The 24,318-nt window shown below is 61.5% G+C and carries 26 protein-coding genes and 1 tRNA gene; 22 read left to right on the forward strand and 5 right to left on the reverse strand.

Annotated elements, in window-relative coordinates; translation table 11 throughout:
• Positions 1–57: 57 nt before the first annotated feature.
• Genes CBW66_RS02145 through CBW66_RS02160 form a run of 4 tightly spaced genes read right to left on the reverse strand, consistent with a single transcriptional unit; the run spans position 58 to position 2,316 of the window.
• A complete protein-coding gene (locus tag CBW66_RS02145; protein ID WP_086136403.1) occupies positions 58–591 on the reverse strand; it encodes an RDD family protein in 534 nt (177 codons plus the stop codon).
• Complete coding sequence (locus tag CBW66_RS02150; RefSeq protein ID WP_086136404.1) at positions 581–1,345, reverse strand: DUF3106 domain-containing protein; 765 nt, start codon at positions 1,343–1,345, stop codon at positions 581–583. The genes CBW66_RS02145 and CBW66_RS02150 overlap by 11 nt, the downstream gene beginning before the upstream one ends.
• Positions 1,346–1,750: a DUF3619 family protein gene (locus CBW66_RS02155; protein ID WP_086136405.1), complete on the reverse strand. Its 405-nt coding sequence runs from the start codon at positions 1,748–1,750 to the stop codon at positions 1,346–1,348.
• Positions 1,747–2,316 carry an RNA polymerase sigma factor gene (locus tag CBW66_RS02160; RefSeq protein ID WP_086136406.1) on the reverse strand — a complete coding sequence of 190 codons (570 nt, stop codon included), beginning with the start codon at positions 2,314–2,316 and terminating at the stop codon, positions 1,747–1,749. The genes CBW66_RS02155 and CBW66_RS02160 overlap by 4 nt, the downstream gene beginning before the upstream one ends.
• Positions 2,317–2,812: 496 nt before the next feature.
• Between CBW66_RS02160 and CBW66_RS02165 the strand changes: the two genes are divergently transcribed.
• The 9 genes from CBW66_RS02165 to CBW66_RS02205 all read left to right on the forward strand — a co-directional run bounded on the left by CBW66_RS02165 (position 2,813) and on the right by CBW66_RS02205 (position 12,550).
• Positions 2,813–4,543 (forward strand): acetolactate synthase 3 catalytic subunit, encoded by a 1,731-nt coding sequence (locus CBW66_RS02165; RefSeq protein ID WP_086136407.1) that lies wholly within the window; start codon positions 2,813–2,815, stop codon positions 4,541–4,543.
• Between the two features lie 2 nt (positions 4,544–4,545).
• On the forward strand, positions 4,546–5,037 hold the full coding sequence (gene ilvN, locus CBW66_RS02170; RefSeq protein ID WP_086146454.1) for an acetolactate synthase small subunit: 492 nt from the start codon (positions 4,546–4,548) through the stop codon (positions 5,035–5,037).
• A gap of 77 nt (positions 5,038–5,114) precedes the next feature.
• Positions 5,115–6,131: a ketol-acid reductoisomerase gene (ilvC, locus tag CBW66_RS02175; protein ID WP_086136408.1), complete on the forward strand. Its 1,017-nt coding sequence runs from the start codon at positions 5,115–5,117 to the stop codon at positions 6,129–6,131.
• A gap of 150 nt (positions 6,132–6,281) precedes the next feature.
• On the forward strand, positions 6,282–6,692 hold the full coding sequence (locus CBW66_RS02180; RefSeq protein ID WP_086136409.1) for a hypothetical protein: 411 nt from the start codon (positions 6,282–6,284) through the stop codon (positions 6,690–6,692).
• A 207-nt stretch (positions 6,693–6,899) separates the two neighbouring features.
• Positions 6,900–8,108, forward strand: coding sequence for an MFS transporter (locus tag CBW66_RS02185; RefSeq protein WP_230491971.1), 1,209 nt, complete (start codon positions 6,900–6,902; stop codon positions 8,106–8,108).
• Positions 8,109–8,316: 208 nt separating this feature from the next.
• A complete protein-coding gene (locus tag CBW66_RS02190) occupies positions 8,317–9,072 on the forward strand; it encodes an SIMPL domain-containing protein (protein WP_086136411.1) in 756 nt (251 codons plus the stop codon).
• A 113-nt stretch (positions 9,073–9,185) separates the two neighbouring features.
• Positions 9,186–9,950, forward strand: coding sequence for an SIMPL domain-containing protein (locus CBW66_RS02195; protein ID WP_086136412.1), 765 nt, complete (start codon positions 9,186–9,188; stop codon positions 9,948–9,950).
• A gap of 155 nt (positions 9,951–10,105) precedes the next feature.
• On the forward strand, positions 10,106–10,957 hold the full coding sequence (gene pssA, locus CBW66_RS02200) for a CDP-diacylglycerol--serine O-phosphatidyltransferase (RefSeq protein ID WP_086136413.1): 852 nt from the start codon (positions 10,106–10,108) through the stop codon (positions 10,955–10,957).
• Between the two features lie 48 nt (positions 10,958–11,005).
• The gene (locus tag CBW66_RS02205; protein ID WP_086136414.1) at positions 11,006–12,550 is read left to right on the forward strand and encodes a 2-isopropylmalate synthase; all 1,545 of its coding nucleotides are present in this window, start codon (positions 11,006–11,008) and stop codon (positions 12,548–12,550) included.
• A gap of 141 nt (positions 12,551–12,691) precedes the next feature.
• On the opposite strand, the gene bamE is transcribed toward CBW66_RS02205, so the two are convergent.
• A complete protein-coding gene (gene bamE, locus CBW66_RS02210) occupies positions 12,692–13,189 on the reverse strand; it encodes an outer membrane protein assembly factor BamE (RefSeq protein ID WP_086136415.1) in 498 nt (165 codons plus the stop codon).
• Between the two features lie 185 nt (positions 13,190–13,374).
• Between bamE and rpsO the strand changes: the two genes are divergently transcribed.
• From rpsO to CBW66_RS02275, 13 genes are all read left to right on the forward strand, one after another.
• A complete protein-coding gene (gene rpsO, locus CBW66_RS02215) occupies positions 13,375–13,644 on the forward strand; it encodes a 30S ribosomal protein S15 (RefSeq protein ID WP_010399743.1) in 270 nt (89 codons plus the stop codon).
• 221 nt (positions 13,645–13,865) lie between these two features.
• A complete protein-coding gene (gene pnp / locus CBW66_RS02220; protein WP_086136416.1) occupies positions 13,866–15,983 on the forward strand; it encodes a polyribonucleotide nucleotidyltransferase in 2,118 nt (705 codons plus the stop codon).
• Positions 15,984–16,199: 216 nt separating this feature from the next.
• The gene (locus tag CBW66_RS02225; RefSeq protein WP_086136417.1) at positions 16,200–16,895 is read left to right on the forward strand and encodes a hypothetical protein; all 696 of its coding nucleotides are present in this window, start codon (positions 16,200–16,202) and stop codon (positions 16,893–16,895) included.
• Between the two features lie 9 nt (positions 16,896–16,904).
• Positions 16,905–17,201 (forward strand): hypothetical protein, encoded by a 297-nt coding sequence (locus CBW66_RS02230; protein WP_086136418.1) that lies wholly within the window; start codon positions 16,905–16,907, stop codon positions 17,199–17,201.
• A 135-nt stretch (positions 17,202–17,336) separates the two neighbouring features.
• Positions 17,337–19,289 carry a methyl-accepting chemotaxis protein gene (locus CBW66_RS02235; RefSeq protein ID WP_172402223.1) on the forward strand — a complete coding sequence of 651 codons (1,953 nt, stop codon included), beginning with the start codon at positions 17,337–17,339 and terminating at the stop codon, positions 19,287–19,289.
• A 154-nt stretch (positions 19,290–19,443) separates the two neighbouring features.
• On the forward strand, positions 19,444–19,653 hold the full coding sequence (locus tag CBW66_RS02240; RefSeq protein WP_086140196.1) for a hypothetical protein: 210 nt from the start codon (positions 19,444–19,446) through the stop codon (positions 19,651–19,653).
• Positions 19,654–19,762: 109 nt separating this feature from the next.
• Positions 19,763–20,524, forward strand: coding sequence for a DUF2807 domain-containing protein (locus CBW66_RS02245; RefSeq protein WP_070224115.1), 762 nt, complete (start codon positions 19,763–19,765; stop codon positions 20,522–20,524).
• 62 nt (positions 20,525–20,586) lie between these two features.
• Positions 20,587–21,195 carry a tetratricopeptide repeat protein gene (locus CBW66_RS02250; RefSeq protein WP_070288760.1) on the forward strand — a complete coding sequence of 203 codons (609 nt, stop codon included), beginning with the start codon at positions 20,587–20,589 and terminating at the stop codon, positions 21,193–21,195.
• Between the two features lie 73 nt (positions 21,196–21,268).
• Entirely contained in the window at positions 21,269–22,249 is a 981-nt protein-coding gene (locus tag CBW66_RS02255; protein ID WP_086140197.1) for an NAD(P)H-quinone oxidoreductase, read from the forward strand.
• A gap of 73 nt (positions 22,250–22,322) precedes the next feature.
• A complete protein-coding gene (gene tpiA, locus CBW66_RS02260; protein ID WP_086140198.1) occupies positions 22,323–23,072 on the forward strand; it encodes a triose-phosphate isomerase in 750 nt (249 codons plus the stop codon).
• 28 nt (positions 23,073–23,100) lie between these two features.
• Positions 23,101–23,505, forward strand: coding sequence for a preprotein translocase subunit SecG (gene secG, locus CBW66_RS02265; protein WP_034749996.1), 405 nt, complete (start codon positions 23,101–23,103; stop codon positions 23,503–23,505).
• 191 nt (positions 23,506–23,696) lie between these two features.
• Positions 23,697–23,781, forward strand: a tRNA-Leu gene (locus CBW66_RS02270).
• Positions 23,782–23,958: 177 nt separating this feature from the next.
• Positions 23,959–24,318, forward strand: coding sequence for an NADH-quinone oxidoreductase subunit A (locus CBW66_RS02275; RefSeq protein WP_010399734.1), 360 nt, complete (start codon positions 23,959–23,961; stop codon positions 24,316–24,318).

A 24,318-nucleotide genomic window follows, 5' to 3' on the forward strand; every position in this document is an offset into this window, starting at 1 on the left:
GCCATGATCGCAGAGCCCCCGTGGCGCTTCAATGACCCAGGTCAAGCCGCATAAAGCTCAGGCGGCGACTTTCTTCGGTTTCTTGGCGGGGGCCGGCAATTGCACGATCTGCGTGCCCGCCAGCTTGTCGTGCAGGAATTGGCCATTGCCCGTGAACAGGGCCGTGGCCGACCAGACCAGGATGCCCACGCCGATGGCGCCCAGCGCTGTCCAGTGCTGCAAGTCCAGCAAATACGACACCAGCAGGGCCGGCAGCAGCCACATCCATGACAGGATGTAGCGGTACGCGGCCACGCGCAGCGGCACGTGGGCGTGGCCCGGCAGCACGACTTTCAGGCGCCACGTCTTCATGGCCAGGGTTTGCCCTTCGCGGCTCCACTGATGGATGAAATACGCACCCATGACGAGGAAGGCCAGGCATTGGCGCATGTGTTCCGTCAACGGCGTATGCGCGCCCTGCACGGCCAGTTCAAACAGCAGGAAGGGCAGAAACAGCACGGCCAGGGCCAGCAGCGACTCGTACACCATGGAGATCAGGCGGCGCTTGATCGTGGGATGGGTGATGCTGGCGGCAGGCGTGTTATTTGACATTGGTCGGCAGTGGTACGGGCGTGACGGGTGGCGTGACAGGCACGGCGGCGGGGGGCGCGGCAGGATCCGTGAGCGGCACGGCCACCGAAGGCGTGGCGGCGGGCGGCAGGACGGGCGCTGCGGCGGGAGGCGCTGCCGGCATGGCGGGCGGCACGATCACGGGCGGCTTGCTCGTGGTCGAATTGATCGCCGGCACCTTGCCCAGCGGTTTTTTCGGCACGAGTTCCGTCGCCAGCTTTTTCTTTTGATCTTCCGGCAATTGCTGGTATTGCTCCCATTGCGCGGTTTTTTGACCTGGATCAATCTTCTTCGTGCGCGTGTAGTTTTCGCGCACCAAGCGGCGCTGTTCCGGCGTCAGCTTGATCCATTCGCGCATGCGTTCATGCACGCGGATTTGCTCGTCCGGCGTCATCGAGGCAAAGCGGCTGGCGATATCGAGCCATTTCTGCTTGCGCAAGGTTTCCAGCTTGTTCCATTCGCCCGCCAGCGGCTGCAGGGCTTCCTGCTGCGCGCGCGACAGTTTGTTCCACGATGGATTCTCGCTGGCCTTGGGCGGCGTGCCGCCCTTGCCGGCTGTGCGGGGCGAACCGGGCTTGACGGCCGGCGCCGGCGCCACCACGGGCGCTGCCGCCACGGGAGGCGCGGCGGGCGCGGGATGTTGCTGCGCGCCTACCCAAGCGGCGCCCGCCAGGGCGCAGGCGCCCAGGCCGATGCCGCCGGCCAGCCAGCCTTTACGTACGCTCGTGCCTGCCATTTATTGCTCGCGTTTCGTCAGGTAGGCGTTGAAGCCATGGTCCATGTACGCAGACAGCGGCAATTCGTCGGACAGGACGGCCGCGTCGATTTCTGCCAGCTCGGCAATATGTTGTTCCTGCTCAAACCGATAGATGCCCACCAGGCCGCCGACCAGCAGCAGCAGGGGGATGATGACGCTCATGCGGCCCAGCCACGACAGCGGCTCGACGAACAGGCTGCTGGCCACGCCGGCGAACACGTTCTGGCGCACGGCGACGGCGGCGGGCGCGTCCGCCTTCTTGCGCGACAGGGCCTGCTTGCGTGCCGCTGCCAGGCGATCGGCGGTCGATGCGGGCAGGTCGTCGAGTTTTTCGTTCAGTGCATGGCGCACTTTATAAGCGAAATTGAGATCGTCGGTGTTCATAATTTAATTCCCTTGGCTTTCAGCGATTCGGCGAGCGTGTGGGTAGCTCTAGAGCAATGTGTTTTCACGCTACCTTCGGAGCAACCCATCGCTTCCGCTGTTTCAGCCACATCCATGTCCTGCCAATAACGCATGAGGAAGGCTTCGCGTTGACGTGAGGGCAGTTTTTGTACCTCTGCATCAATCAAATCAAGGATTTGCGCGCGTTCGACCTTGTCGGCCGACGATTCGGCGGCGCTGGAGCCCTGTTCCGATTCATACGTGTCAAGTATATCAAAATCTTCATGCTCGTCGCCCGAGGGCTTCATGCCGGAAAACAGGCTGACCCAGGTGTTGCGAACTTTTTCACGGCGGAAATAATCAAGAATGGTGTTCTGCAAGATGCGCTGGAACAGCATCGGCAGCTCGGCGGCCGGCTTGTCGCCATATTTCTCGGCCAGCTTGATCATGGCGTCCTGCACGATGTCGAGGGCCGATTCTTCCTTGCGGACCGCGTAGGCGGCCTGCTTGAAAGCGCGCCGCTCGACATTTTCTAGAAAGTCGGATAATTCTTTGTCTGTTGCCATGCGGTATGGGGATCTTAGCGGCTGCGGGGTGCGGTGGGCGAAATGGGGGCGGGTATGCTTTTTGCAACCCCGTGCATGCTAGCAAAAAATGTGCGTTTCCGCAGGGTTTTTGCACGTTGTGCGAGCAAAAATGCAGCGAGGCCGACATTTTCCTTGACCATAATGGTGCAACGCGATAACGTATGGGACGCTTTGAACACCCCAAAGCCCTATGGTCAGGTCGCGACCGGCACACAAGGCCAGCAGCGGCAAGACGCGCTTTCATTTGTAGGCAGTTTGTTCTAACCCGCGCCACAAGCGCGAGCGGTTCGTACAGGCGCCACAGAAACTCCGGCCAAACGAGTTGCGTTAAGCGTTGTTTTGTAAGGTATCTATGGGTGCCCAAAGAAATTGCGTGACCGCATGAAAAGGGAAGCAGGAGCACTGTTGCGTTAGGCGTACCTCGTCAGGAAAGAACATCCGATCAATCTCCAATGGACCTTGAAAGGAATGTTTCATGAATACCGAAGCAGCAGCAGGACCTATCACCGGCGCAGAAATTGTCGTGCGCTGTCTGGCTGAAGAGGGCGTCGAGCACGTCTTTGGATATCCGGGCGGAGCCGTACTCTACATCTACGACGCCATCTTCCAGCAAAACAAATTCCAGCATGTCCTGGTACGCCACGAGCAGGCCGCGATCCACGCCGCCGATGCCTATTCGCGCAGCTCGAACAAAGTCGGTGTCGCCATCGTCACGTCCGGTCCGGGCGTCACGAATGCCGTCACGGGCCTGTCGACCGCGTACATGGACTCGATTCCCATGGTGGTGATCTCCGGCCAGGTGCCGAGCCACGCCATCGGCCAGGATGCGTTCCAGGAATGCGACACGGTCGGCATCACGCGCCCCGTGGTCAAGCACAACTTCCTCGTCAAGGACGTCAAGGACCTGGCAGCGACGATCAAGAAAGCGTTCTTCATCGCCCGTACCGGCCGTCCGGGACCCGTGCTGGTCGATATCCCCAAGGATATCAGCATGCACAAATGCAACTTCGACTATCCGAAGGAAGTCGAGATGCGTTCCTACCGTCCCGTCGACAAGGGCCATTCGGGCCAGATCCGCAAGGCCGTGCAGCTGCTGCTGCAAGCCGAACGCCCGATGATCTACACGGGCGGCGGCGTCATCCTGGCAAGTGCCTCGGCCGAGCTGAACAAGCTGGTCGACCGCCTGGGTTTCCCGTGCACCAACACCTTGATGGGCCTTGGCGGCTACCGCGCCTCGAGCGAGCAGTATGTCGGCATGCCCGGCATGCACGGCACCTACGAAGCGAACATGGCGATGCAGAATTGCGACGTGCTGATCGCCATCGGCGCCCGTTTCGATGACCGCGTGATCGGCAACCCGAAACATTTCGCCTCGCATCCTCGCAAGATCATCCACGTGGACATCGATCCATCGTCGATTTCCAAGCGCGTCAAGGTCGATATCCCCATCGTCGGCAACGTCAAGGACGTGCTGATCGAGTTCCTCGCGCAACTCGACGCGGCCGAAGCCAAGCCGAACGTCAATGCCTTGAGCAATTGGTGGAAGCAGATCGCCGAATGGCGTGGCCGCGAATGCCTGAAGTATCCGACCTCCGACCTGGTCATCAAGCCGCAAGCGGTGGTGGAAAAAGTGTTCCAGATTACCAAGGGCGACGCCTTCATCACGTCCGACGTGGGCCAGCACCAGATGTGGGCGGCGCAATATTATGGCTTCGACAAGCCGCGCCGCTGGATCAATTCCGGCGGCCTGGGCACCATGGGTGTCGGCTTGCCGTACGCCATGGGCGTGCAGATGGCCAATCCGGACGCCACCGTCGCTTGTATTACCGGCGAAGGCTCGATCCAGATGTGCATCCAGGAGCTCGCCACGTGCAAGCAATACCACCTGACGCCGAAGATCATCATGCTCAACAACCGTTTCCTCGGCATGGTGCGCCAGTGGCAGGAAATCGATTACGGTTCGCGCTATTCCGAGTCGTACATGGATTCGCTGCCCGACTTCGAGAAGCTGGCCGAAGCCTACGGCCACGTGGGCATGAAAATTGAAAAACCGGGCGACGTCGACGGCGCCCTGAAAGAGGCGTTCGGCATGAAAGACAGGCTGGTATTCATGAACTTCATTACCGACCAGTCCGAAAACGTGTGGCCAATGGTGAAAGCCGGCAAAGGCCTGTCCGAAATGATGCTCGGTTCGGAGGATCTGTAATCATGCGCCATATTATTTCTGTCTTGCTGGAAAACGAAGCGGGCGCCCTGTCGCGCGTGGTGGGCCTGTTCTCGGCACGCGGCTACAACATCGAAACATTGACGGTGGCGCCGACGGAAGACTCGACCCTGTCGCGCATGACCATCGTCACCAGCGGTTCGGACGACATCATCGAGCAGATCACCAAGCACCTGAACCGCCTCATCGAGGTAGTCAAGGTGGTGGACCTGACCGAAGGCCAGCATATCGAACGCGAGTTGATGCTGATCAAGGTTCGTGCCGTGGGCAAGGAGCGCGAGRAAATGAAGCGCACCGCCGATATCTTCCGTGGCCGCATCATCGATGTCACCGAAAAGACGTACACGATCGAACTGACCGGCAACAAGGTCAAGCTCGACGCGTTCATCGATTCGATCGACCGCGCCGCCATCCTGGAAACCGTCCGCACCGGTGGTTCCGGCATCGGCCGCGGCGAACGCATCCTCAAAGTATAAAAGCACACAACAGCATTGCGCGGCCCTGGCGCCGCATTTAAAACAACAACGCATCATCAAAATAGATAGGAAATACCATGAAAGTTTTTTACGACAAAGACGCTGACCTCTCCTTGATCAAGGGTAAAAACGTTGCCATCATCGGCTACGGTTCGCAAGGCCACGCGCACGCGCAAAACCTGAACGATTCGGGCGTCAACGTCACCGTCGGCCTGCGCAAGGGCGGCGCTTCGTGGACCAAGGTCGAGCAAGCGGGCCTGAAAGTGGCGGAAGTCAACGACGCCGTGAAAGCGGCCGACGTCATCATGATCTTGCTGCCAGATGAAAACATCGCCCAGGTCTACAACGAAAACATCGCGCCGTTCGCCAAGCAAGGCGCCGTGCTGGCCTTCGCCCACGGCTTCAACGTGCATTACGGCCAAGTCGTGCCACGCGCCGACCTGGACGTGATCATGGTCGCGCCGAAAGCGCCGGGCCACACCGTGCGCGCCACCTACACCCAGGGCGGCGGCGTGCCCCACCTGATCGCCGTGTACCAGGACAAATCGGGCATCGCCCGCGATATCGCCCTGTCGTACGCGTCGGCCAACGGCGGCGGCCGTGCCGGCATCATCGAAACGAACTTCCGTGAAGAAACCGAAACGGACTTGTTCGGCGAACAGGCCGTGCTGTGCGGCGGCGCCGTGGAACTGATCAAGGCCGGCTTCGAGACCCTGACGGAAGCGGGCTACGCGCCGGAAATGGCGTACTTCGAGTGCTTGCACGAACTCAAGCTGATCGTCGACCTGATCTATGAAGGCGGCATCGCCAACATGAACTACTCGATCTCGAACAACGCCGAATACGGCGAATACGTGACCGGTCCTAAGGTCGTGACCTCGGCCACCAAGGATGCGATGCGTCAATGCCTGAAAGACATTCAAACGGGCGAATACGCGAAGAGCTTCATCCTGGAAAACAAGGCAGGCGCCCCGACCCTGATCTCGCGCCGCCGCCTGACGGCCGAGCACCAGATCGAAGAAGTGGGCGCGAAACTGCGCGCCATGATGCCTTGGATCGCCAAGAACAAGATGGTTGACCAGTCGAAAAACTAAGCAGTTGGTGTGCTTCACAAGAAGCCGGCGCAAGCCGGCTTTTTTTGTGCGCAGGCGCCTGGTCAGCCACATCCGTTACAATCAGGGCCCTTCAAAAATACCGCCAGCGCCATGCTTGTTTTTTCTAAAGTGTTTGTCGGGAATCTTCATGTGCTCAAGCGCCCCGTCTCGGTCGCCATCAGCTGCTGGTTCCTGATCATCGGCGCGCTGTGCGCCCTGGCGTCGGCTTACCTCGGCCGCAACGATCCCGCCATGCTGGCGTCGATGGCGCACGGCGCGATTCCCGCCCAGGTGCAGTACGCGATTTTGATCTTCAGTCAGGGCATCACCCTGGTGGCAGCGCTGGCCATGCTGCAAAGGCAGCGTGGCGCGCGCACCGTGTATCTGGCGTGGGGCGTGATCGATACGGTGATCTGCCTGGCGACCGTGCCGCTCAAGATGGATGTCTTGCCTGGCACGCTCACGTTCGTCGTCATCTGCGCCTTCCTGTACAGCCCGAAATCGAATGCCTGGTTTTCGCCGCGCAAGGCAGCCAATGATGCCTGCATGACGCCAGCTTGAGCACGGTTGTTTTCGTACGCACGCTGTTGCCGCGTTTGCTTTACAATTCCGCCCTTCCTTTGCAGTTTCCTGTGGACTGCATCTGTTTCGGTATCTGCCGACCGCAACGCGCATCACCGCTTTTGTAGCACGCCAGGCGCTGGTTATTTAATCGCCTGCGCAATCTGAAGGACCCCTATGACCGACCGTATTACCGCCGCAGTGCCCATGCCGGGCACTGCAGACTCTTCCATTCCCGCGCGACTTCCCATCCTCGCCTTGCTGGCCCTGGCCATGACGGCCTTCCTCGCCCTTCTGTCGGAAACCTTGCCGGCCGGCTTGCTGCCGCAGATTGCCCGGGACCTCGGCATTTCCGAAGTCATGACGGGCCAACTGGTGACCGTGTACGCCATCGGTTCCATTCTGACGGCGATTCCTCTGACGGCCCTGACGAGCGGCTGGCGCCGGCGCAATGTCTTGCTGCTGGCCGTCGTCGGCTTCTTGATCTTCAATACGGCGACGGCTCTGGCGCCTAACTATATCGTCGCTCTGGTCGCGCGCTTCGTCGCAGGCATGGCCGCCGGGCTGGCCTGGGGCCTGATGGCCGGCTATGCGCGCCGCATGGTGTCCGTGGAGCAGCAGGGCAGGGCGATGGCGATCGCCATGATCGGCACGCCGCTGGCCCTGTCGCTGGGCGTGCCGCTGGGTACCCTGATGGGCGGCATGCTGGGCTGGCGCAGCATCTTCGGCATCATGTCCGCCATGGCCGTGGTGCTGGTCGCGTGGGTGCTGCTGGCCGTGCCCGATTATCCGGGGCAAAAGAATGGCGAGCGCCTGTCGATCCGCCAGGTGTTCGTGACGCCGGGCGTGCGGCCGATTCTGGCGGTGATCGTCGCCTGGATGCTGGCGCATAACATTTTATATACCTATATCGCACCGTTCCTGGCGCCGTCCGGCTTGCGTCCCCGCGTCGACCTGGTGCTGCTCGTGTATGGCGTGGGTTCGCTGGCCGGCATCTGGCTGGTCAGCCAGCTGATCGATCGCTGGCTGCGCCCGCTCGTGCTGGGCTGCATCGCCGCCTTTGCCCTCGTGATGGTCGCGCTGGGCCTGGCGATGGATTCCCCCATCGTGATCTATGTCAGCATGGCCATCTGGGGCATCACCTTTGGCGGCGCGGGCACCTTGCTGCAGACGGCATCGGCGGACGCGGCCGGCGACGGCATGGATGTGGCGCAGGCGATGGTGGCGACCATCTGGAACGTGGCCATCGCGGGCGGCGGCCTGGCGGGCGGCATGCTGCTCGACGGCTATGGCGCGGCGTCGTTCCCTTGGGCCATGCTGGCCTTGCTGCTGGTGGCCCTGACCGTCGCCTGGTGCGCGCGCCGCCACAGTTTCAAGCCAGGCCGGCGTAGCGGCGGCGCGGTGCTGGGTCACTAATAACATTGTTATTTTGAATGGCAGTGTGTTGAAATGTGAGCAGATGTGACAGGCAAGCGCATTTTGTGACGATTTGTTAATTTGCGCCACGGGAAGGAACGAGGCGTTAGAATCTACACAGTTTGACAAGTTTCTCAAGAGAAATGGGGTAGTGCAGAGCGCGCCCCATTGCTCCTTGTCAGCCACATTAACTACCTAGGAGTACCCCATGACCGTGATGAAATCCGTCCTTGTTGCCGCCGCAGCCACCGTTGCCCTGAGCGCGCAAGCCCAATCTTTGCCGACTTCCGGCACCCTGGTGGTCGTGCCCGCATTTGGTGAAGTCAAGCATGTCAATGACCAGGTGGTCGCTACGCTGGCCGTCGAAGAACAGGACAAGGACAAGGCTGCCGCCGCGTCGCGAGTCAACCAGAAGATGAACAAGGGTATCGCCATCGTCAAGCAGGCCGATCCTTCCGCCGCGCTGAAATCGTACGGCTACTACACCTATCCCGTGTATCCGGAAGAGCGCCCATTGCCCGCCGGCGCCGTGGCCAAGCCGCGCCTGCCAACGGCCTGGCGCGTGGGCCAGTACCTGGAAGTGACGACGGCCAATCTGGCGTCCCTGCCGAAAACCGTGTCGGCGGCGCAAGGCGTACTGACCCTGAATGGTTTGAATTTCGGCCTGAAGCCGGAAACCATCCGCTTGCTGGACGACCAGCGCATCGCCGCCACCTATAAAAACCTGAACGAGCGCGTGGCCGCCATCGCCAAGGCCATGGGCCGCAACGTCTCGGACGCCGTGCTCGATACGGTGGACTTCGAAGGTTCGGGCAATTACGCCACGGAAAGCCGTCCTGCCGCCGCGCCGATGATGATGCGCAGCGCCAAGATGGCCGAAGACAGCACCGTCGCCGAACCGAGCTTCGAACCGGGCGAAACGACGCTCGACATGCGCGTCGTCGGCAAGGTCAAGTTCAAGTAAGCTGAAGTAAGCTGATTAACGCAGGAAGATTTCCGCGTCAGCATGTTTTAAAAAGATCATGGGGCTGTTGGCCCCATGGTCGTTTTTGCCCCATTATTTTCCAGGAGAACACCATGACCTTCATGAAATCGCTGCTGGCCGCAGCCGCCGCCACCGTTGCCCTGGGCGCACAAGCCCAGGCGTTGCCCGCCTCTGCCACCCTCGGCACCCTCGTGGTGGTGCCCGCCAACGGCGAAGTGGTGCATGCGAACGACCAGGTGACCGTCACCCTGGCCATCGAAGAGCAGGACAAGGGCAAGGCCGCCGCCGCCTCGCGCGTGAACCAAAAGATGAATCAGGGCGTGGCCATCGTCAAGAAGGCCGACCCGCAAGCCGTGCTGAAGACACAGGGTTATTACACGTATGCCGTGTACCCGGAAACGGCGCCCTTGCCGCCGGGCGTCGCCGCCAAACCTCGCGTGCCGACCGGCTGGCGAGTCGGCCAGTATCTGCAGGTAACGACGACCAACCTGGCCGCCTTACCGAAGACCGTTTCCGCAGCGCAAGGCGTGCTGACCCTGAACCGCCTGAACTTCGGCCTGGCGCCCGCCACCGTGCGTAAGCTCGACGACCAGCGCATCGCCGCCGCCTACAAGAACCTCAACGAGCGCGTGGCCGCCATCGCCGGCGCCATGGGCCGCAACGTCAATGACGCCGTGATCGACACCATCGATTTCGAAGGTTCGGGCAACTATGCGCAGCGGGCCAACGTGGCCGGCGCGCGCGCCATGAGCGCCGACGCCATGGCGTATGGCGGCAGCCAGGTGGCTGAACCGAGCTTCGAAGCGGGCGAAACGACCCTCAACATGGGCCTGGTGGCGAAGATCAAGTTCAAATAAGGCGTGTATCGGCGTCAATATTGCCGGCTTGACGCCGCCGCGCTTTTCTTTGGCGGCGGCTCCTCTATAATGACAACATCGGCGGGCGCATGCCTTGACAGTCTTGCGCCTGCCATCTGGCACCGATTCCCGTAGCACACAAAATATGGAACAACATGGCAAACTTCCCCCGTCGTAGAGGCAAGAACGGCACTCCCGCAGCATCCAAAGCGTCCCGCTTCAGCAAATTCGTGCGCCAGCCGGTGACCGATGGCACTGGCAAGAAAACCTTGCGCCGCCGCGGCATCTATCTGTTGCCGAACGCCTTCACGACGGCAGCCTTGTTCTGCGGCTTCTACGCCATCGTCATGGCCATGAACCAGAAATTCGAACACGCGGCCTGGGCCATCTTCATCGCCATGATCCTCGACGGCCTCGACGGACGCATCGCGCGCCTGACGAATACGCAGAGCGAATTCGGCGCCCAGTACGACAGCCTGTCCGACATGGTGTCGTTCGGCGCCGCGCCGGCGCTGGTGATCTACGAATGGTCGCTGCGCGGCATGGGTAAACTGGGCTGGCTGGCCGCCTTCGTGTATTGCGCCGGCGCCGCCCTGCGCCTGGCCCGCTTCAACACGAACATAGCCGTGGTCGACAAGCGCTTCTTCCAGGGCTTGCCCAGCCCGGCGGCGGCGGCCATGGTGGCCGGCTTCATCCTGCTGATGAACGACCTGGAATTCGCCGGTAACCAGCTGGCCTGGGTGTCGTGGACGATCGCTTTGTTTTCCGGCCTGACCATGGTCACCAACGTGCCGTTCTACAGTTTCAAGGATGTGAATTTCCGCAAGTCCGTGCCTTTCATCGTGGTATTCCTGCTGGCATTGTTCTTCGCGCTCATTTCCATCGACCCGCCGAAAGTGCTGTTCCCGATTTTCGTTGCCTATGGCCTGTCCGGCTACGCCGTGTTTTTCTGGCGCATGGCGAAGGGCAAGCCCGTCAGCATCATCCAGACCGACCCCGAGCATTAATGCGGCGAGTCGGTAGCGTCGCCAGTCTTCAGCCAGCCAGGAGCAGCCATGAACACCAGCAACCGACTCGTTATTTTTGACACCACCTTGCGCGACGGCGAGCAATCGCCGGGCGCCTCCATGACGCGCGAGGAAAAGCTGCGCATCGCCAAGCAGCTCGAGCGCATGAAGGTCGACGTGATCGAAGCGGGCTTCGCCGCCGCCTCGCAGGGCGACTTCGAGTCGATACGCGCGATTGCCGGCGCCGTGCGCGAGTCGACCATCTGTTCGCTGTCGCGCGCCAACGACCGCGACATCGCCCGCGCCGCCGAAGCGCTGGAGCCTGCCGAGCGCAGGCGCATCCACACGTTTATCGCCACGTCGCCGCTGCACATGCAGATGAAGCTGCGCATGACGCCCGAGGAAGTCCTGCTGCAGGCGCAGAACGCGGTGCGCTACGCGCGCCAGTTCACGGACGACATCGAATTCAGTCCCGAAGACGGCAGCCGCTCGGACGAGGATTTTCTGTGCCGCGTGCTCGAAGGCGTGATCGCCGAGGGCGCCACCACCATCAATTTCCCCGATACGGTGGGCTACGCCGTGCCGGAAATCTTCGGCGCCACCATCAAGCGCTTGCGCGAACGCATACCGAACTCCGATAAAGCCATCTGGTCCGTGCATTGCCATAACGACCTGGGCCTGGCTGTCGCCAATTCGCTGGCCGGCGTCATGATCGGCGGCGCGCGGCAGATCGAGTGTACCGTCAATGGCCTGGGCGAGCGGGCCGGCAACACGGCGCTGGAAGAAGTGGTGATGGCGCTGCGCACGCGTGCCGCCTATTACAATCTGACGGTGGGCATCGATACGACGCAAATCGTGGCCGCCTCGAAAATGGTGTCGCAGATCACGGGCTTTGCCGTGCAGCCGAACAAGGCCGTCGTCGGCGCGAACGCCTTTGCGCATGCGTCCGGCATCCACCAGGACGGCATTTTAAAGGCGCGCGAGACGTATGAAATCATGCGTGCCGAAGACGTGGGCTGGACCGCCAACAAGATCGTCCTGGGAAAACTGTCGGGCCGCAATGCCTTCAAGCAGCGGCTGCAGGAGCTGGGCATCGCGCTCGAATCCGAAGTGGACGTCAACGCGGCTTTCCTGCGTTTCAAGGAACTGGCCGACCGTAAATCCGAGATTTTCGACGAAGACATCATGGCTCTCGTCAGCGAGGAGCAGCAGGCGCAGGAGAGTGAGCACTACCGTTTCATTTCCCTGGCGCAGCAGTCGACGACGGGCGCCGTGCCCCATGCGCGCGTGGAATTCCTCGTCGGCGGCGAACAGCGCAGCTGCGAAGGGCGGGGCGATGGCCCCGTCGACGCGACCGTCAACGCCATCGAAAGTGCGGCCGCCAGCGGCGCGGAACTGGTCTTGTTCTCCGTCAATGCGATCAGCACGGGCACGCAGTCGCAGGGCGAAGTCACGATGCGTCTGTCGCGCGACGGGCGCATCGTCAACGGCGTGGGCGCCGACCCCGACATCATCGTCGCGTCGGCCAAGGCGTATTTGTCGGCCTTGAACAAGCTGCATGCCAAGGATGAGAGGATTGATCCGCAGCCTTAGGGAGGACGCCTGATTAAACCTGCTGCGCGTCGATATAGGTGGCCTGCGATGCTCACCGTACTAGAGTACGGTTGCGCTTCTTAGCCACCTCTCTCTTCCGCTCGCTACGKTTTTATCAGGCGTCGTTATGCCGGCAATGTTTTACCAAAAAAACCGCCGCTCTTCCTTGGCCGGATCGGGGCCGTTCATCATCATGCGCACGATGCCGTCGTGGTCGAAGTGCACGTGCATCATGGAATCCCAGACGCCCGATTCCTTGTAGCGGTAGGACCAGACATGGAGTTTGGGCAGCGCCAGGTAGGAGGTTTCCGTCGGGCGGCCCAGGATGTGCAGCACGTCCTGCTGGGTCGAGACGCCCACCTTGATGCGGGCAAAGCCCGGCGTGTCGAGCACTTGTTCATAAGAAATGAGCTTGTCGTCGGGACCGAAGCGGGCCATATACGTGTACTGGCCGTACGGGCCCGTGGCGTATTCGAGTTCCGGGCCCGTGGGCAGCTGGTAGATATTGGTCGGCCGGCCCAGGCGCGCTTCCACGGCGGCGCGCGGCTCGCCCGGCTGGGGCGGCGGGACGTTCCAGCTGGCGCAGCCGGCCAGCACGGCAAACAGCAGCGGCGTTGCTAATTTGAGCAGTTTTTTCATGTTTGACCTCCTGAAATGCAGGAAAACCCTATCATGCACCGAGAAAAGCGCGCACGGCAGGATACAGGCGGGCATTTTTCCGATATACTTGCGCGTCTGGTTTGTAGCTAGGGCCAGACTTTTAATAATCGTAGTTCACGGTGGATAGGGTTCAGACTCTGTGCACCGCATGTGAAAGGTTTATCATGACAGTAGAAAACATCAACAAAGCCGCTATCATCGCGGACAACGCACGTGGTCAAAACGACACCGGCTCCCCTGAAGTGCAAGTTGCACTGCTGACAGCTCGTATCAACGAACTGAACGGCCACTTCAAAGCCCACTCGAAAGATCACCACTCCCGCCGCGGCCTGATCATGATGGTCAACCGTCGTAAGAGCCTGTTGTCCTACCTGAAGGCTAAAGACGCTACCCGTTATCGCGACCTGATCGCTAAACTTGGTCTGCGCAAGTAATTTTTGCCGTACAAGGTTTATACAGAAATGCCTGCGCCAGTTCGCTGACGCGGGCATTTTGTCATTTGAATTCCGGATTTATGTCGAGAAGTACAGTATTCTCTACCGATATCATGTTTTAAAAGTAAAGTGGTAAAGGCGGCAACGATGTTTCCGCCGCCTGTGGTGAGGTGAACGACAGCCCCTGAAAATCTGTCGGCAATTAGAAAAGGGATACCCCAATGTTTAACAAAGTTACGAAAACCTTCCAGTACGGTCAACACCAAGTGACCCTGGAAACCGGCGAAATCGCACGTCAGGCATCCGGCGCAGTGCTGGTGTCGATCGAAGATACCGTCGTTCTGGCAACGGTGGTGGCACGCAAAGATGCCAAGCCAGGCCAGGATTTCTTCCCTTTGACGGTTGATTATGTCGAGAAAACTTATGCTGCCGGTAAAATCCCGGGCGGTTTTTTCAAGCGCGAAGGCCGTCCTTCCGAAAAAGAAACACTGACATCCCGTTTGATCGACCGTCCTATCCGTCCGCTGTTCCCGGAAGGCTATCTGAATGAAGTGCAAGTCATCATTCACGTGTTGTCGGTCAACCCGGAAATCGATCCGGACATCGCCGCCATGATCGGCGCTTCCGCTGCCCTGTGCGTGTCGGGCGTGCCTTTCAATGGTCCTATCGGCGCCGCGCGCGTCGGTTACGCCAATGGCCAGTACATCCTGAACCCGACCGTTCAGCAATTGAAAACCTCGCAAATGGACCTGGTGGTCGCCGGTACCGAAACGGCCGTGCTGATGGTCGAATCGGAAGCGCAGCAACTGTCCGAAGAAATCATGCTGGGCGCCGTGGTCTTCGGCCACGACCAGATGAAAGTCGTCATCGACGCGATCCACGATCTGGTGCGCGACGGCGGCAAGCCGGAAGTGGAATGGGCGCCTGCGCCGAAAAACGAAGCACTGATCGCCCGCGTCGCGCATTTCGCCAACGCCAAGATCAATGACGCGTATCAAACCAAGGACAAGCAAGAGCGTACGGCCAAGCTGAAAGCGGCGACGTCGGAAGTGATCGCCGACCTGTCGGCCGAAGCGGCTGCCAACGGCGGCGCGTCGATCGACAGCGCTGAAGTGAACAACATCCTGTTCGACATCGAAGCGAAAATCGTGCGTACGCAAATCCTGGACGGCGAGCCACGCATCGACGGCCGCGACACGCGCACCGTGCGTCCGATCTCGATCCGCACCAGCGTGCTGCCACGCACCCACGGTTCGGCCCTGTTTACGCGCGGCGAAACGCAGGCGCTGGTCGTCGCTACCCTGGGCACTGCCCGCGACAGCCAGAAGATCGATGCGCTGATGGGCGAGTTCACCGATTCGTTCATGTTGCATTACAACATGCCTCCGTTCGCCACCGGCGAAACGGGCCGTGTCGGTACGCCAAAACGCCGCGAAATCGGCCACGGCCGCCTGGCCAAGCGCGCGCTGATCGCCGCCTTGCCAGCAGCTGAAGAGTTCAGCTACTCGGTGCGCCTGGTGTCGGAAATCACGGAATCGAACGGTTCCTCGTCGATGGCATCGGTGTGCGGCGGCTGCCTGGCACTGATGGACGCCGGCGTGCCGATGAAAGAACACGTGGCCGGTATCGCCATGGGCCTGATCAAGGAAGGCGGCAAGTTTGCCGTGCTGTCCGACATCCTGGGCGACGAAGATCACCTGGGCGACATGGACTTCAAGGTAGCCGGTACCCGCAACGGTATCACGGCGCTGCAGATGGACATCAAGATCATGGGCATCACCAAGGAAATCATGCAAGTGGCACTGGCGCAAGCCAAGGAAGGCCGCGAGCACATCCTGGGTGAAATGCAAAAAGCCATGCCGCACGTCAAAACCGAATTGTCCGATTTCGCACCGCGTTTGATCACCATCAAGATCAACCCGGAAAAAATCCGTGACGTGATCGGCAAGGGCGGCGCCGTGATCCGCGCGCTGACTGAAGAGACGGGCACCCAGATCGACATCAGCGACGAAGGCGTGGTCACCATCGCTTCCGTCGACGCGCAAGCGGGCCAGGAAGCCAAGCGCCGCATCGAGGAACTGACCGCTTCCGTCGAAGTGGGCAAGACCTACGAAGGCACCGTGCTGAAACTGCTGGACTTCGGCGCCATCGTGCAAGTCATGCCAGGCAAGGACGGCTTGCTGCACATCTCGCAGATCGCCAACGAGCGCGTCAACGCCGTGGCCGACTACCTGAAAGAAGGCCAGCTGGTGCGCGTCAAAGTGCTGGAAACGGACGACCGCGGCCGCCTGAAGCTGTCGATGAAAGCTGCCGAAGGCAACGAAGCGCCAGCCGCTTAAGTTCGTCTGAGTTAGCCTGAGTGCGGCTTGGTCCGCATGCTCAAAAACCGCCAGCGCGCTAGCCCTGGCGGTTTTTTTATGCGCGTCGTTTGCGTTGTATCGAACGCGGGTGCCGGTTCGTGCATCCACATTGATCCAGCGCGTATCGGCCGCTGCCGCGCCTTGTAGATTCGGAGTGGGATTTTCCCTCGAACGAGTCTTCCAAGGAGATGCAGCATGCGCACATTCCGCGGGCTGGCCGCCGCCTTTCTGCTTGCCGTCGCGCCCGGGGCCTGGGCGCAGCTGGACAACGCAGCCACGCCGGTGCCGCTGCCCATCCCCATTGCCGCCGCGTCCACGGCCATGCCGGCGCAAGACCTCGACGCCTTGCGCGCCGTGCATGCGCGCGAAATCAATGACCTCAGCACCTTCAGGACGGCCGGCTTGCCGCGTGAGGCTATCGACTCCTATCTCGATAGCGGGCCAGGGCAGCAATTCCTGCGCGAACTGCGCGCCGCCGACCCGGCCGCTTCGGCCGACACCATTTATGCGCGGGCCGTCGAGCAGCTCGCGTCCGGCAGCACCTTGCCGGCCCTGCAGCCGATGGCCGCCGCGCTGGTAAAAATCGTGCCGCATGGCCAGAATGTGTCGCCGTATTCGCCGTATTTCACCACCAGCGCGCAATTGCAGCTGGCATCGGGCCGCTGCGCCACCCTGGCCGACTGCTTCGGCTTGCCTTTGAAGAGCGAGGCGCCGCTGTATGATGTGTATCAGATCATGCCCAAGGGCACCGTCAACGTGTTCGTCAGCCAGGTGGCGCCGACGGAAGAGTTGGGCGGGCTGGTGCGGCGCAAGGGCGGGGCGCAGCAGTATTTGCTTCCCAATCGCAGCTTATGGTCGGCACCCGTGCTGATCGGCACGATCAAGAATTGAGGAGAGAAGATGGATCAGCAGCGTTTGCAAGCCCATGCCGCCGAACTGGCGCAGTTGCTGGCGCGCCTGGCGCCCGCCGACGGCGAGGTGGCCGACCTGCGCAGCGCGCTCGAGCCGCTGCTGGCCCTGGCGGGCAGCGGCGCCTTGAGCGCACCGCTGCCATGGGGCGATATCCCGGGCGGGCGCTATTTTACGGAAGGCGGCTTGCGCCAGTACCCTGAACTGGAGCAGGCATTTGCCCGCTTCCGCATTGAAACGACGGGCGGCGAATCGCCGGCCTTGCGCAAGCTGCGCGGCGATATCTGATTGGCAATTGTTCGATTAATGCATGGTATCAATTGTTGTTTATGGGTAATTGATAGTCAGTATTGCTTGACGACAAAATCTTATTCGCCGACCATGGTGCATCCCTCCCGATTTTCTCTTTTTATTGGATGCACCATGTTGTCCTCCCTTAAGGCGCGGCTGATCGCCATCGCCGTTTCCATCGTCGTGCTGGCCATGCTGGCCGTCGCCATCGCCAATTTCTTCACCACCCGCGCAAGCACCCTGGCCGCGCTCGACACGCAGATGCTGCAGTTGTCGCACAGCCATGCGCAAGCCATCGCCGAATGGCTGCGTTCCAAGCAAGCCGTCGTGGGCTCGCTCAAGCAGGGTGCCACGGCGGCCGATCCCTTGCCGGCCCTGAAGGCGGCCGAGCAGGCTGGCACGTTCGACATGGCGTATATCGGTTTTGCCGACAAGCACGCCGTCTTCTCGCAGGAGCGCAAGCGCGCCGCCGACTACGATCCCACGGCACGGCCCTGGTACAAGCTGGCGTCCGAAGTGGGCGGCCCCATCATCACGGCGCCGTATATCGGCGCCAGCACGGGCAAGCTGGTGGTGACGTTTGCCGAGCCGCTGGGCGGCAAGGGCAGCGTGACGGGCGTGATGGCGGCCGACGTGATGATGGATGCGGTGGTGCAAAACGTCGCCTCGATCAAGCCAACGGCATCGAGCTACGCCTTCCTCGTCGACGGCGGCGGCAAGATCATCGCCCACCCGGACGGCAAGCTGACCCTGAAGCCGCTGGCCGAACTGGACCCTGGCCTGAGCGCACAGGCGCTGGCCGATATCGAAAAGAGCGGCGACGGTGCCGCCATCCGCCTGGGCGACCGTAACGGCATCTTGCATGTGAGTAAAGTGCCGGGCAGCGACTGGCTGCTGGCTACCGTGCTCGACCGGGCGGAAGCGACGCAGGCATTGACTTCCATGCTGCGCGCCTCGGTCCTGACGGCCTTGCTGGTGCTGGCCCTGGCCGCCACGGTCTTGAGCGTGCTGGTGGCACGCGCCTTGCGCCGCCTGGGCCTGGTGCGCGATGCGATGGAAGCGATCGCCACGGGAGACGGCGACCTGACCAGCCGCCTCGACGCGGAAGGTTCGGACGAGCTGGCGCAGATCGCCAAGGCGTTTAACTTGTTCGTCGAAAAGATCGCCACCGTGCTGGTGCAGATCCGCAGCATCAGCACCCTGGTGCGCAGCGAATCGGCCGATATTGCCGCCGGCAATGCCGACCTGTCCTCGCGCACGGAAGCGCAGGCGGGCGCGCTGGAAGAAACAGCCAGCTCGATGGATGAGCTGACCTCGACCGTCAAGCAGAATGCGGAAAACGCGCATGCGGCCAACGAGCTGGCCGTGTCCGCCTCGGAAGTGGCGGCCAAGGGCGGCCGCGTGGTGCAGCAGGTGGTGGGCACCATGGCCGGCATCCAGGAAAGCTCGCGCAAGATCGTCGACATCATCGGCGTGATCGACGGCATCGCCTTCCAGACGAATATCCTGGCCCTGAACGCGGCCGTCGAGGCGGCGCGCGCGGGCGAGCAGGGCAGGGGCTTTGCCGTGGTCGCGTCCGAAGTGCGCAACCTGGCGCAACGCTCCGCTGGCGCGGCGAAGGAAATCAAGGAATTGATCGGCGACTCGGTGGAGAAGGTCGATGCGGGCGGCCGCCTCGTCAATGAAGCGGGCCAGACCATGGACCAGGTGGTCGCCTCGGTGCAGCAACTGACGACCATCATGAGCGAGATCACGGTGGCCAGCCGCGAACAGAGCGCCGGCATCGGCGAGATCAATACGGCCGTCACGCACATGGATACCATGACGCAGCAAAACGCGGCCCTCGTCGAGCAAGCGGCGGCCGCCGCGGAAAGCCTGCAGGAGCAGGCCGTGGACCTGGCGCAGGCGGTCGGCATGTTCCGCCTGGGCGATGCTGGCCCTGCCGCGGCACCGGCGCCCGTGACGCGCCTCAAGGCGAAACCGGCCGCGCCGGCTGCCGTGCCGCGCGCGCCGGCCCGCGCGCTGTCGCCGGCCAAGCCCGTCAAGGCGGCCAAGTCCGGCGCCGACGAGTGGGAAGAGTTTTAAGCTGCAAGCGTAGCGATCTGCGCGTTCATCCGCGTTTTTGTCAGGCCAGCCTGCCAAAAGCGCAGTTCGTCGCAATCGGCGTGTCTGGCGGGGGCGGTATGGCTATAGTGACACCATACCGCAAGCCCACTGCCAGAGACCCGAGGAGAACAACATGAACGTCGCTAAAAACATGGAAATCATCGCCGTTGCCGCCGCCATCCTGCTCGGCGCCGGCTGCTACGCCATCGCTCCGGCCGCCCCGGCCCTGCAAGTGGCCAGTTCCACGGCCACCGTGGCTGCGCCGGCAAACAAGGCTGCCATGCAAGTGGTGGTCGTCAAGGCCAAGCGCCTGAACGCCGCCGAAAAAGCCCGTTTCGCATAATTGATTGCCAGTCATTTTCCGCGCTGCTAGAGTGCAAGGCGCGATGCAATGCCGGCCGCCCGACGCGGGCGCCGCAATACATAAAAACAAGATACCGAGGATGCACTACATGAAAAAGATACTGCAACTGGCGCTGCTGTTCCTGGCGACACTGGGCCTGGTGCGCGGCGTGGCCGCCGAGACCCGCTTGCTGGAAATGCGCAACGTCGACGCCCGCGTGGTGCGGGTCAAGCTCGACGGCGTGATGGAGGTGCGCATTCGCCAGGGCAACGTGCCTTCACTGAGCATCACGGCCGACAAGCGCTACATCGCCGACGTCAGCACGGCGCAAAGCGGCGACACCCTGCACATTGAAACGGAAGTGCGCGGCTTCAAGCTCGGCCCTTCGTCGATCCGCGCCGACCTGGTCTTGCCGAACTTGCGCGAACTGAGCTCGGAAGGCTTTGGCAGCACGGACATCACGGGTTTCAAGGGCGAGGAACTGACCCTGTCGCTGGAAGGGGCGGGCAGCATCAAGCTGGTCGGCGACTACCGCAAGCTCAATGCCAGCCTGGGCGGCGTGGGCAGCATGCAACTCTGGATCGGCAACAATGAGCGCGCGGAGCTGGACTTGCAGGGCGCCGGTTCCGTGGTGCTGGGCGGACGCGGACGCCTGCTGAAAGCGAGCCTGGGCGGCCTGGGCAGCCTGAATGCGCAGCAGTTCGAAGTCGATGCCGTCAACCTGGAATTGAGCGGCCTGGGTAATGCTACGGTGAATGCCCATACGAATGCCAAGCTGAACCTGAGTGGACTCGGTTCGGTGGTGGTGTACGGCAAACCGGCCAATCGCGATGTCAGCGTCGAGGGCCTGGGCAAAGTTAGCTGGAAATAAAAGCATCCTGCCGCAGGCCTTCTGCAGGACAAGAACAAGCAGTCAGACCACATCCCATTCCGATGAAAAAACTGATCATTACATTACTCATGCTGTTGACGATACAGCTACCCGCGCGGGCTGGCTTCGCCGAAGGCGCCAGCGCCTACAACAACAAGAATTACGCGCTGGCTTACAAGGAGATATTGCCCCTTGCTAAGACCGGCAATGCCGATGCCCAGCATTTGCTGGGTTTGATGTATTACATGGGGCGGGGCTTGCCGCAGGATTACAAGCAAGCCATGTTCTGGCACCGCAAGGCGGCCGAGCAGGGCAAGGCCGACGCCCAGTACGTGGTGGGCGCCATGTATTACACGGGCAACGCCGTGCTGCAGGACCATAAGCAGGCCGTCGGCTGGTTCCGCAAGGCGGCCGAGCAGAACCATGCCGAGGCGCAGCAGGTGCTGGGCCTGATGTACCGCTATCACATGGGCGGCGTGCAGCAGGACAACGTCATCGCCTACATGTTGTGGAACCTGGCGGCCGCGAATGGCAACGCGAATGCGGCCGACCAGCGCGCCGCCGTGGTGCGCAAGATGACGCATGAGCAGGTCGAGGAAGGGCAGGCCCTGTCGGCCCAATGGAAGCCGGGCACGCCCTTGCCGCGCCAGTCGAAAACGGGCGGTGGCTGAGCGACCGTGTAGCGGCCTGCAAGGGTGGACGGCTTGGCGTACAATCGCCGTTTTCCCTTGAAAGAGTCCCGCCATGCGTGCAGTTGCCATCAGCCAGCCAGGTCCCGCCGACGTTTTGCGGATCGCCGAACGTCCCATGCCGCAATGTAAGGCGGGCGAACTGCTGATCAAGGTGCACGCGGCCGGCATCAACCGCCCCGACGTGCTGCAGCGCCTGGGCAAGTATGCGCCGCCCGCCGGCGCCTCCGACTTGCCTGGCCTGGAAGTGGCGGGCGAAGTCGTCGATGGCGATTTCAGCAACACCGAATTCAAGAAGGGCGACCTGGTCTGCGCGCTGGTGCAGGGCGGTGGCTATGCCGAATACTGCGCCGCACCCGCCGGCCAGTGCCTGCCCTTGCCGAAAGGCTTGACGGCGCTGGAAGGCGCGTCCCTGCCGGAAAACTTCTTTACCGTCTGGAGCAATGTGTTCGACCGCTGCGCGCTGGCCGACGGCGAAACGTTATTGGTGCAGGGCGGCACGTCCGGCATCGGCGTGACGGCCATTCAACTGGCAGCCGCGCTCGGCCACCGCGTGTTCGCCACGGCGGGCAGCGACGAGAAGGCGCGCGCCTGCGAGGCGCTGGGCGCCGAGCGCGGTATCAATTACCGCACGGAAGATTTCGTCGCCGTCGTCAAGGAACTGACCGATGGCAAAGGCGTTGACGTCATCCTCGACATGGTGGGCGGCGACTACCTGCCGCGTGAAATCGATTGCCTGGCCGACGATGGCCGCATCGGCCTGATCGCCGTGCAGGGCGGCACCAGGGCGGAACTGGACCTGGGTGCCTTGCTGCGCCGCCGCCTGAGCGTCAGCGGTTCGACCCTGCGCCCCCGTTCCGTCGCCTTCAAGGCGGCCATCGCAAACCACCTGCGTACGACCGTCTGGCCGCTGATCGAAGCGGGCAAGATCAAGCCCGTGATCTATCAAACTTTCCCGTTGGAAAAGGCCAACGAGGCACATGCCTTGATGGAAGCGAGCACGCACGTGGGCAAGATCATGTTGCAGGTTGCCTGAAACGGAGCACTGCCTGTTTGACCGGCATCGGTGCCGGAGTTAGAATGACGGGTTATTAAGAATTTAGGCTACTATGCGTCGCAAACTCGTCGTCGGAAATTGGAAAATGAACGGCAGTCGCACCTCGAACGCGGTGTTATTGTCTGAAATAGTGGCTGGCCTGCCTGCTTCTGGCGCCGCCAGCGCCGTCTGTGTGCCCGCGCCGTATCTGGCGCAGTGCCAGGCTCAATTGGCAGGCACGGCACTGGGCTGGGGCGCGCAGGATGTGTCCGCGCACGCCGGCGGCGCCTACACGGGCGAAATCTCGGCCGCCATGCTGCAGGATTTTGCCTGCGGCTATGTGGTGATCGGGCATTCCGAGCGCCGCGCCTACCATGGCGAGAGCGATGCGCAAGTGGCGGCCAAGACGGTTGCCGCGCTGGCGGCAGGCATCACGCCTATCGTCTGCATCGGCGAGACCCTGGCGCAGCGCGAAGCGGGTCAGACCGACGCGGTCGTGGCGCAGCAGCTGGGCGCCGTGCTGGCGGCGATTGCGGCCGACGACGTGGCGCAACTGGTGCTCGCTTACGAGCCAGTGTGGGCCATCGGTACGGGCAAGACGGCCACGCCGCAAATGGCGCAGGACGTGCATCAGGTATTGCGCGCCCAGCTGGCGGCAAAGAATGCGGTAGCGGCCGCCGGCGTGCAGATCTTGTACGGCGGCAGCATGAAGCCGGAGAACGCAAAAGAATTGATGGCGATGCCGGATATTGATGGCGGTCTGATCGGTGGAGCGGCATTGAAGGCGGCGGATTTCCTGGCGATTATTCACGCCGCCGATTGAATTAATTTAAACTAAGAATGGAATTGCAATGAACATGATGTTCAATCTGGTAGTGGTAGTACAGGTTATTTCGGCATTGTCGATTATCGCGCTGGTGTTGCTGCAGCACGGCAAGGGCGCCGACATGGGTGCCGCCTTCGGTTCGGGCGCCTCGGGCAGCCTGTTCGGTGCGACGGGTTCGTCGAACTTCATGTCGAAGTCGACCGGCGTTGCCGCCGCGATCTTCTTCGGCGCCACCCTGGCCCTGTCGCTGATGGCCAATCAGCGCGCCACCACGGTGGGCGGCGGCGTGATGGACAAAGTCGTCAAGCCGGTGCCAGTGACCGGCGCGGGCGCGATCCCGACGACGGTGCCTGCGGCAGCGCCGGCGGCCAGCGCTCCGGCAGCGGCGGCACCGGTTGCCAGCACCCCGGCCGGCGCAATTCCGAAGTAATTTTGTATCGACTCGATGCCTCATCGAGAGTAATTCTCATTACGGGCAGATTATTGCTCAATGTTTTAGCAGTGCGGCAGGAAAAAATCGTGGCGCGCTGGAAGATGTAAAAATTTATCGTTTTTATCTGTGTTTTGATGCATTTGTGCATTAACTTTAGCGGCAAAGCAGAGTAGAATACGGGCCTTACCGCCGACGTGGTGAAATTGGTAGACACGCTATCTTGAGGGGGTAGTGGCGCAAGCTGTACGAGTTCGAGTCTCGTCGTCGGCACCAGAAATCAGAAGCCAGCAACGGCGCACGAGCCATGGCTCGTACAAAGTTGCTGGCTTTTTTTACGAGGATGTGTCGTTCGATCCTGGTCTTAGCTTTGATTGGGGTCGTGCGTTAGATACGCTGCAAATGATCGCAGCGTCCTCATTTAACCGATCGTTCAATATAAGCTTATCAATCGTGAACCTCGAAAATTACTTCCCCGTCCTGCTGTTCATTATTATCGGCCTCGGTGTCGGTATCGCTCCCCAGCTCCTGGGGCGCCTGTTAGGTCCTAACAAGCCTGACGCAGCAAAACTCTCCCCGTACGAATGTGGTTTTGAAGCATTCGAAGACGCGCGCATGAAATTCGATGTGCGCTACTATCTGGTCGCAATCCTGTTTATTTTGTTCGATCTGGAAACGGCATTCTTTTTCCCATGGGGCGTTGCAATGCGCGACCTGGGTTGGGCCGGTTTCGTCACGATGATGGTGTTCATCGCTGAATTCGTGGTCGGATTTTGGTACATTTGGAAGAAAGGTGCCCTTGACTGGGAATAA

Source organism: Janthinobacterium sp. GW456P, from assembly GCF_002127655.1.
Taxonomy (GTDB): domain Bacteria; phylum Pseudomonadota; class Gammaproteobacteria; order Burkholderiales; family Burkholderiaceae_D; genus Janthinobacterium.

Excerpts from the sequence above, each read along its gene's own strand:
- CBW66_RS02165 (WP_086136407.1), top strand. The coding sequence starts at position 2,813 with ATGAATACCGAAGCAGCAGCAGGACCTATCACCGGCGCAGAAATTGTC.
- ilvC (WP_086136408.1), top strand. The coding sequence starts at position 5,115 with ATGAAAGTTTTTTACGACAAAGACGCTGACCTCTCCTTGATCAAGGGT.
- CBW66_RS02245 (WP_070224115.1), top strand. The coding sequence starts at position 19,763 with ATGAAAAAGATACTGCAACTGGCGCTGCTGTTCCTGGCGACACTGGGC.
- CBW66_RS02160 (WP_086136406.1), bottom strand. The coding sequence starts at position 2,316 with ATGGCAACAGACAAAGAATTATCCGACTTTCTAGAAAATGTCGAGCGG.
- tpiA (WP_086140198.1), top strand. The coding sequence starts at position 22,323 with ATGCGTCGCAAACTCGTCGTCGGAAATTGGAAAATGAACGGCAGTCGC.
- pssA (WP_086136413.1), top strand. The coding sequence starts at position 10,106 with ATGGCAAACTTCCCCCGTCGTAGAGGCAAGAACGGCACTCCCGCAGCA.
- secG (WP_034749996.1), top strand. The coding sequence starts at position 23,101 with ATGAACATGATGTTCAATCTGGTAGTGGTAGTACAGGTTATTTCGGCA.
- CBW66_RS02250 (WP_070288760.1), top strand. The coding sequence starts at position 20,587 with ATGAAAAAACTGATCATTACATTACTCATGCTGTTGACGATACAGCTA.
- CBW66_RS02255 (WP_086140197.1), top strand. The coding sequence starts at position 21,269 with ATGCGTGCAGTTGCCATCAGCCAGCCAGGTCCCGCCGACGTTTTGCGG.
- CBW66_RS02185 (WP_230491971.1), top strand. The coding sequence starts at position 6,900 with ATGCCGGGCACTGCAGACTCTTCCATTCCCGCGCGACTTCCCATCCTC.
- CBW66_RS02230 (WP_086136418.1), top strand. The coding sequence starts at position 16,905 with ATGGATCAGCAGCGTTTGCAAGCCCATGCCGCCGAACTGGCGCAGTTG.
- pnp (WP_086136416.1), top strand. The coding sequence starts at position 13,866 with ATGTTTAACAAAGTTACGAAAACCTTCCAGTACGGTCAACACCAAGTG.
- CBW66_RS02195 (WP_086136412.1), top strand. The coding sequence starts at position 9,186 with ATGACCTTCATGAAATCGCTGCTGGCCGCAGCCGCCGCCACCGTTGCC.
- CBW66_RS02235 (WP_172402223.1), top strand. The coding sequence starts at position 17,337 with ATGTTGTCCTCCCTTAAGGCGCGGCTGATCGCCATCGCCGTTTCCATC.
- CBW66_RS02225 (WP_086136417.1), top strand. The coding sequence starts at position 16,200 with ATGCGCACATTCCGCGGGCTGGCCGCCGCCTTTCTGCTTGCCGTCGCG.
- bamE (WP_086136415.1), bottom strand. The coding sequence starts at position 13,189 with ATGAAAAAACTGCTCAAATTAGCAACGCCGCTGCTGTTTGCCGTGCTG.
- rpsO (WP_010399743.1), top strand. The coding sequence starts at position 13,375 with ATGACAGTAGAAAACATCAACAAAGCCGCTATCATCGCGGACAACGCA.
- CBW66_RS02145 (WP_086136403.1), bottom strand. The coding sequence starts at position 591 with ATGTCAAATAACACGCCTGCCGCCAGCATCACCCATCCCACGATCAAG.
- CBW66_RS02240 (WP_086140196.1), top strand. The coding sequence starts at position 19,444 with ATGAACGTCGCTAAAAACATGGAAATCATCGCCGTTGCCGCCGCCATC.
- CBW66_RS02205 (WP_086136414.1), top strand. The coding sequence starts at position 11,006 with ATGAACACCAGCAACCGACTCGTTATTTTTGACACCACCTTGCGCGAC.
- CBW66_RS02150 (WP_086136404.1), bottom strand. The coding sequence starts at position 1,345 with ATGGCAGGCACGAGCGTACGTAAAGGCTGGCTGGCCGGCGGCATCGGC.
- CBW66_RS02155 (WP_086136405.1), bottom strand. The coding sequence starts at position 1,750 with ATGAACACCGACGATCTCAATTTCGCTTATAAAGTGCGCCATGCACTG.
- CBW66_RS02190 (WP_086136411.1), top strand. The coding sequence starts at position 8,317 with ATGACCGTGATGAAATCCGTCCTTGTTGCCGCCGCAGCCACCGTTGCC.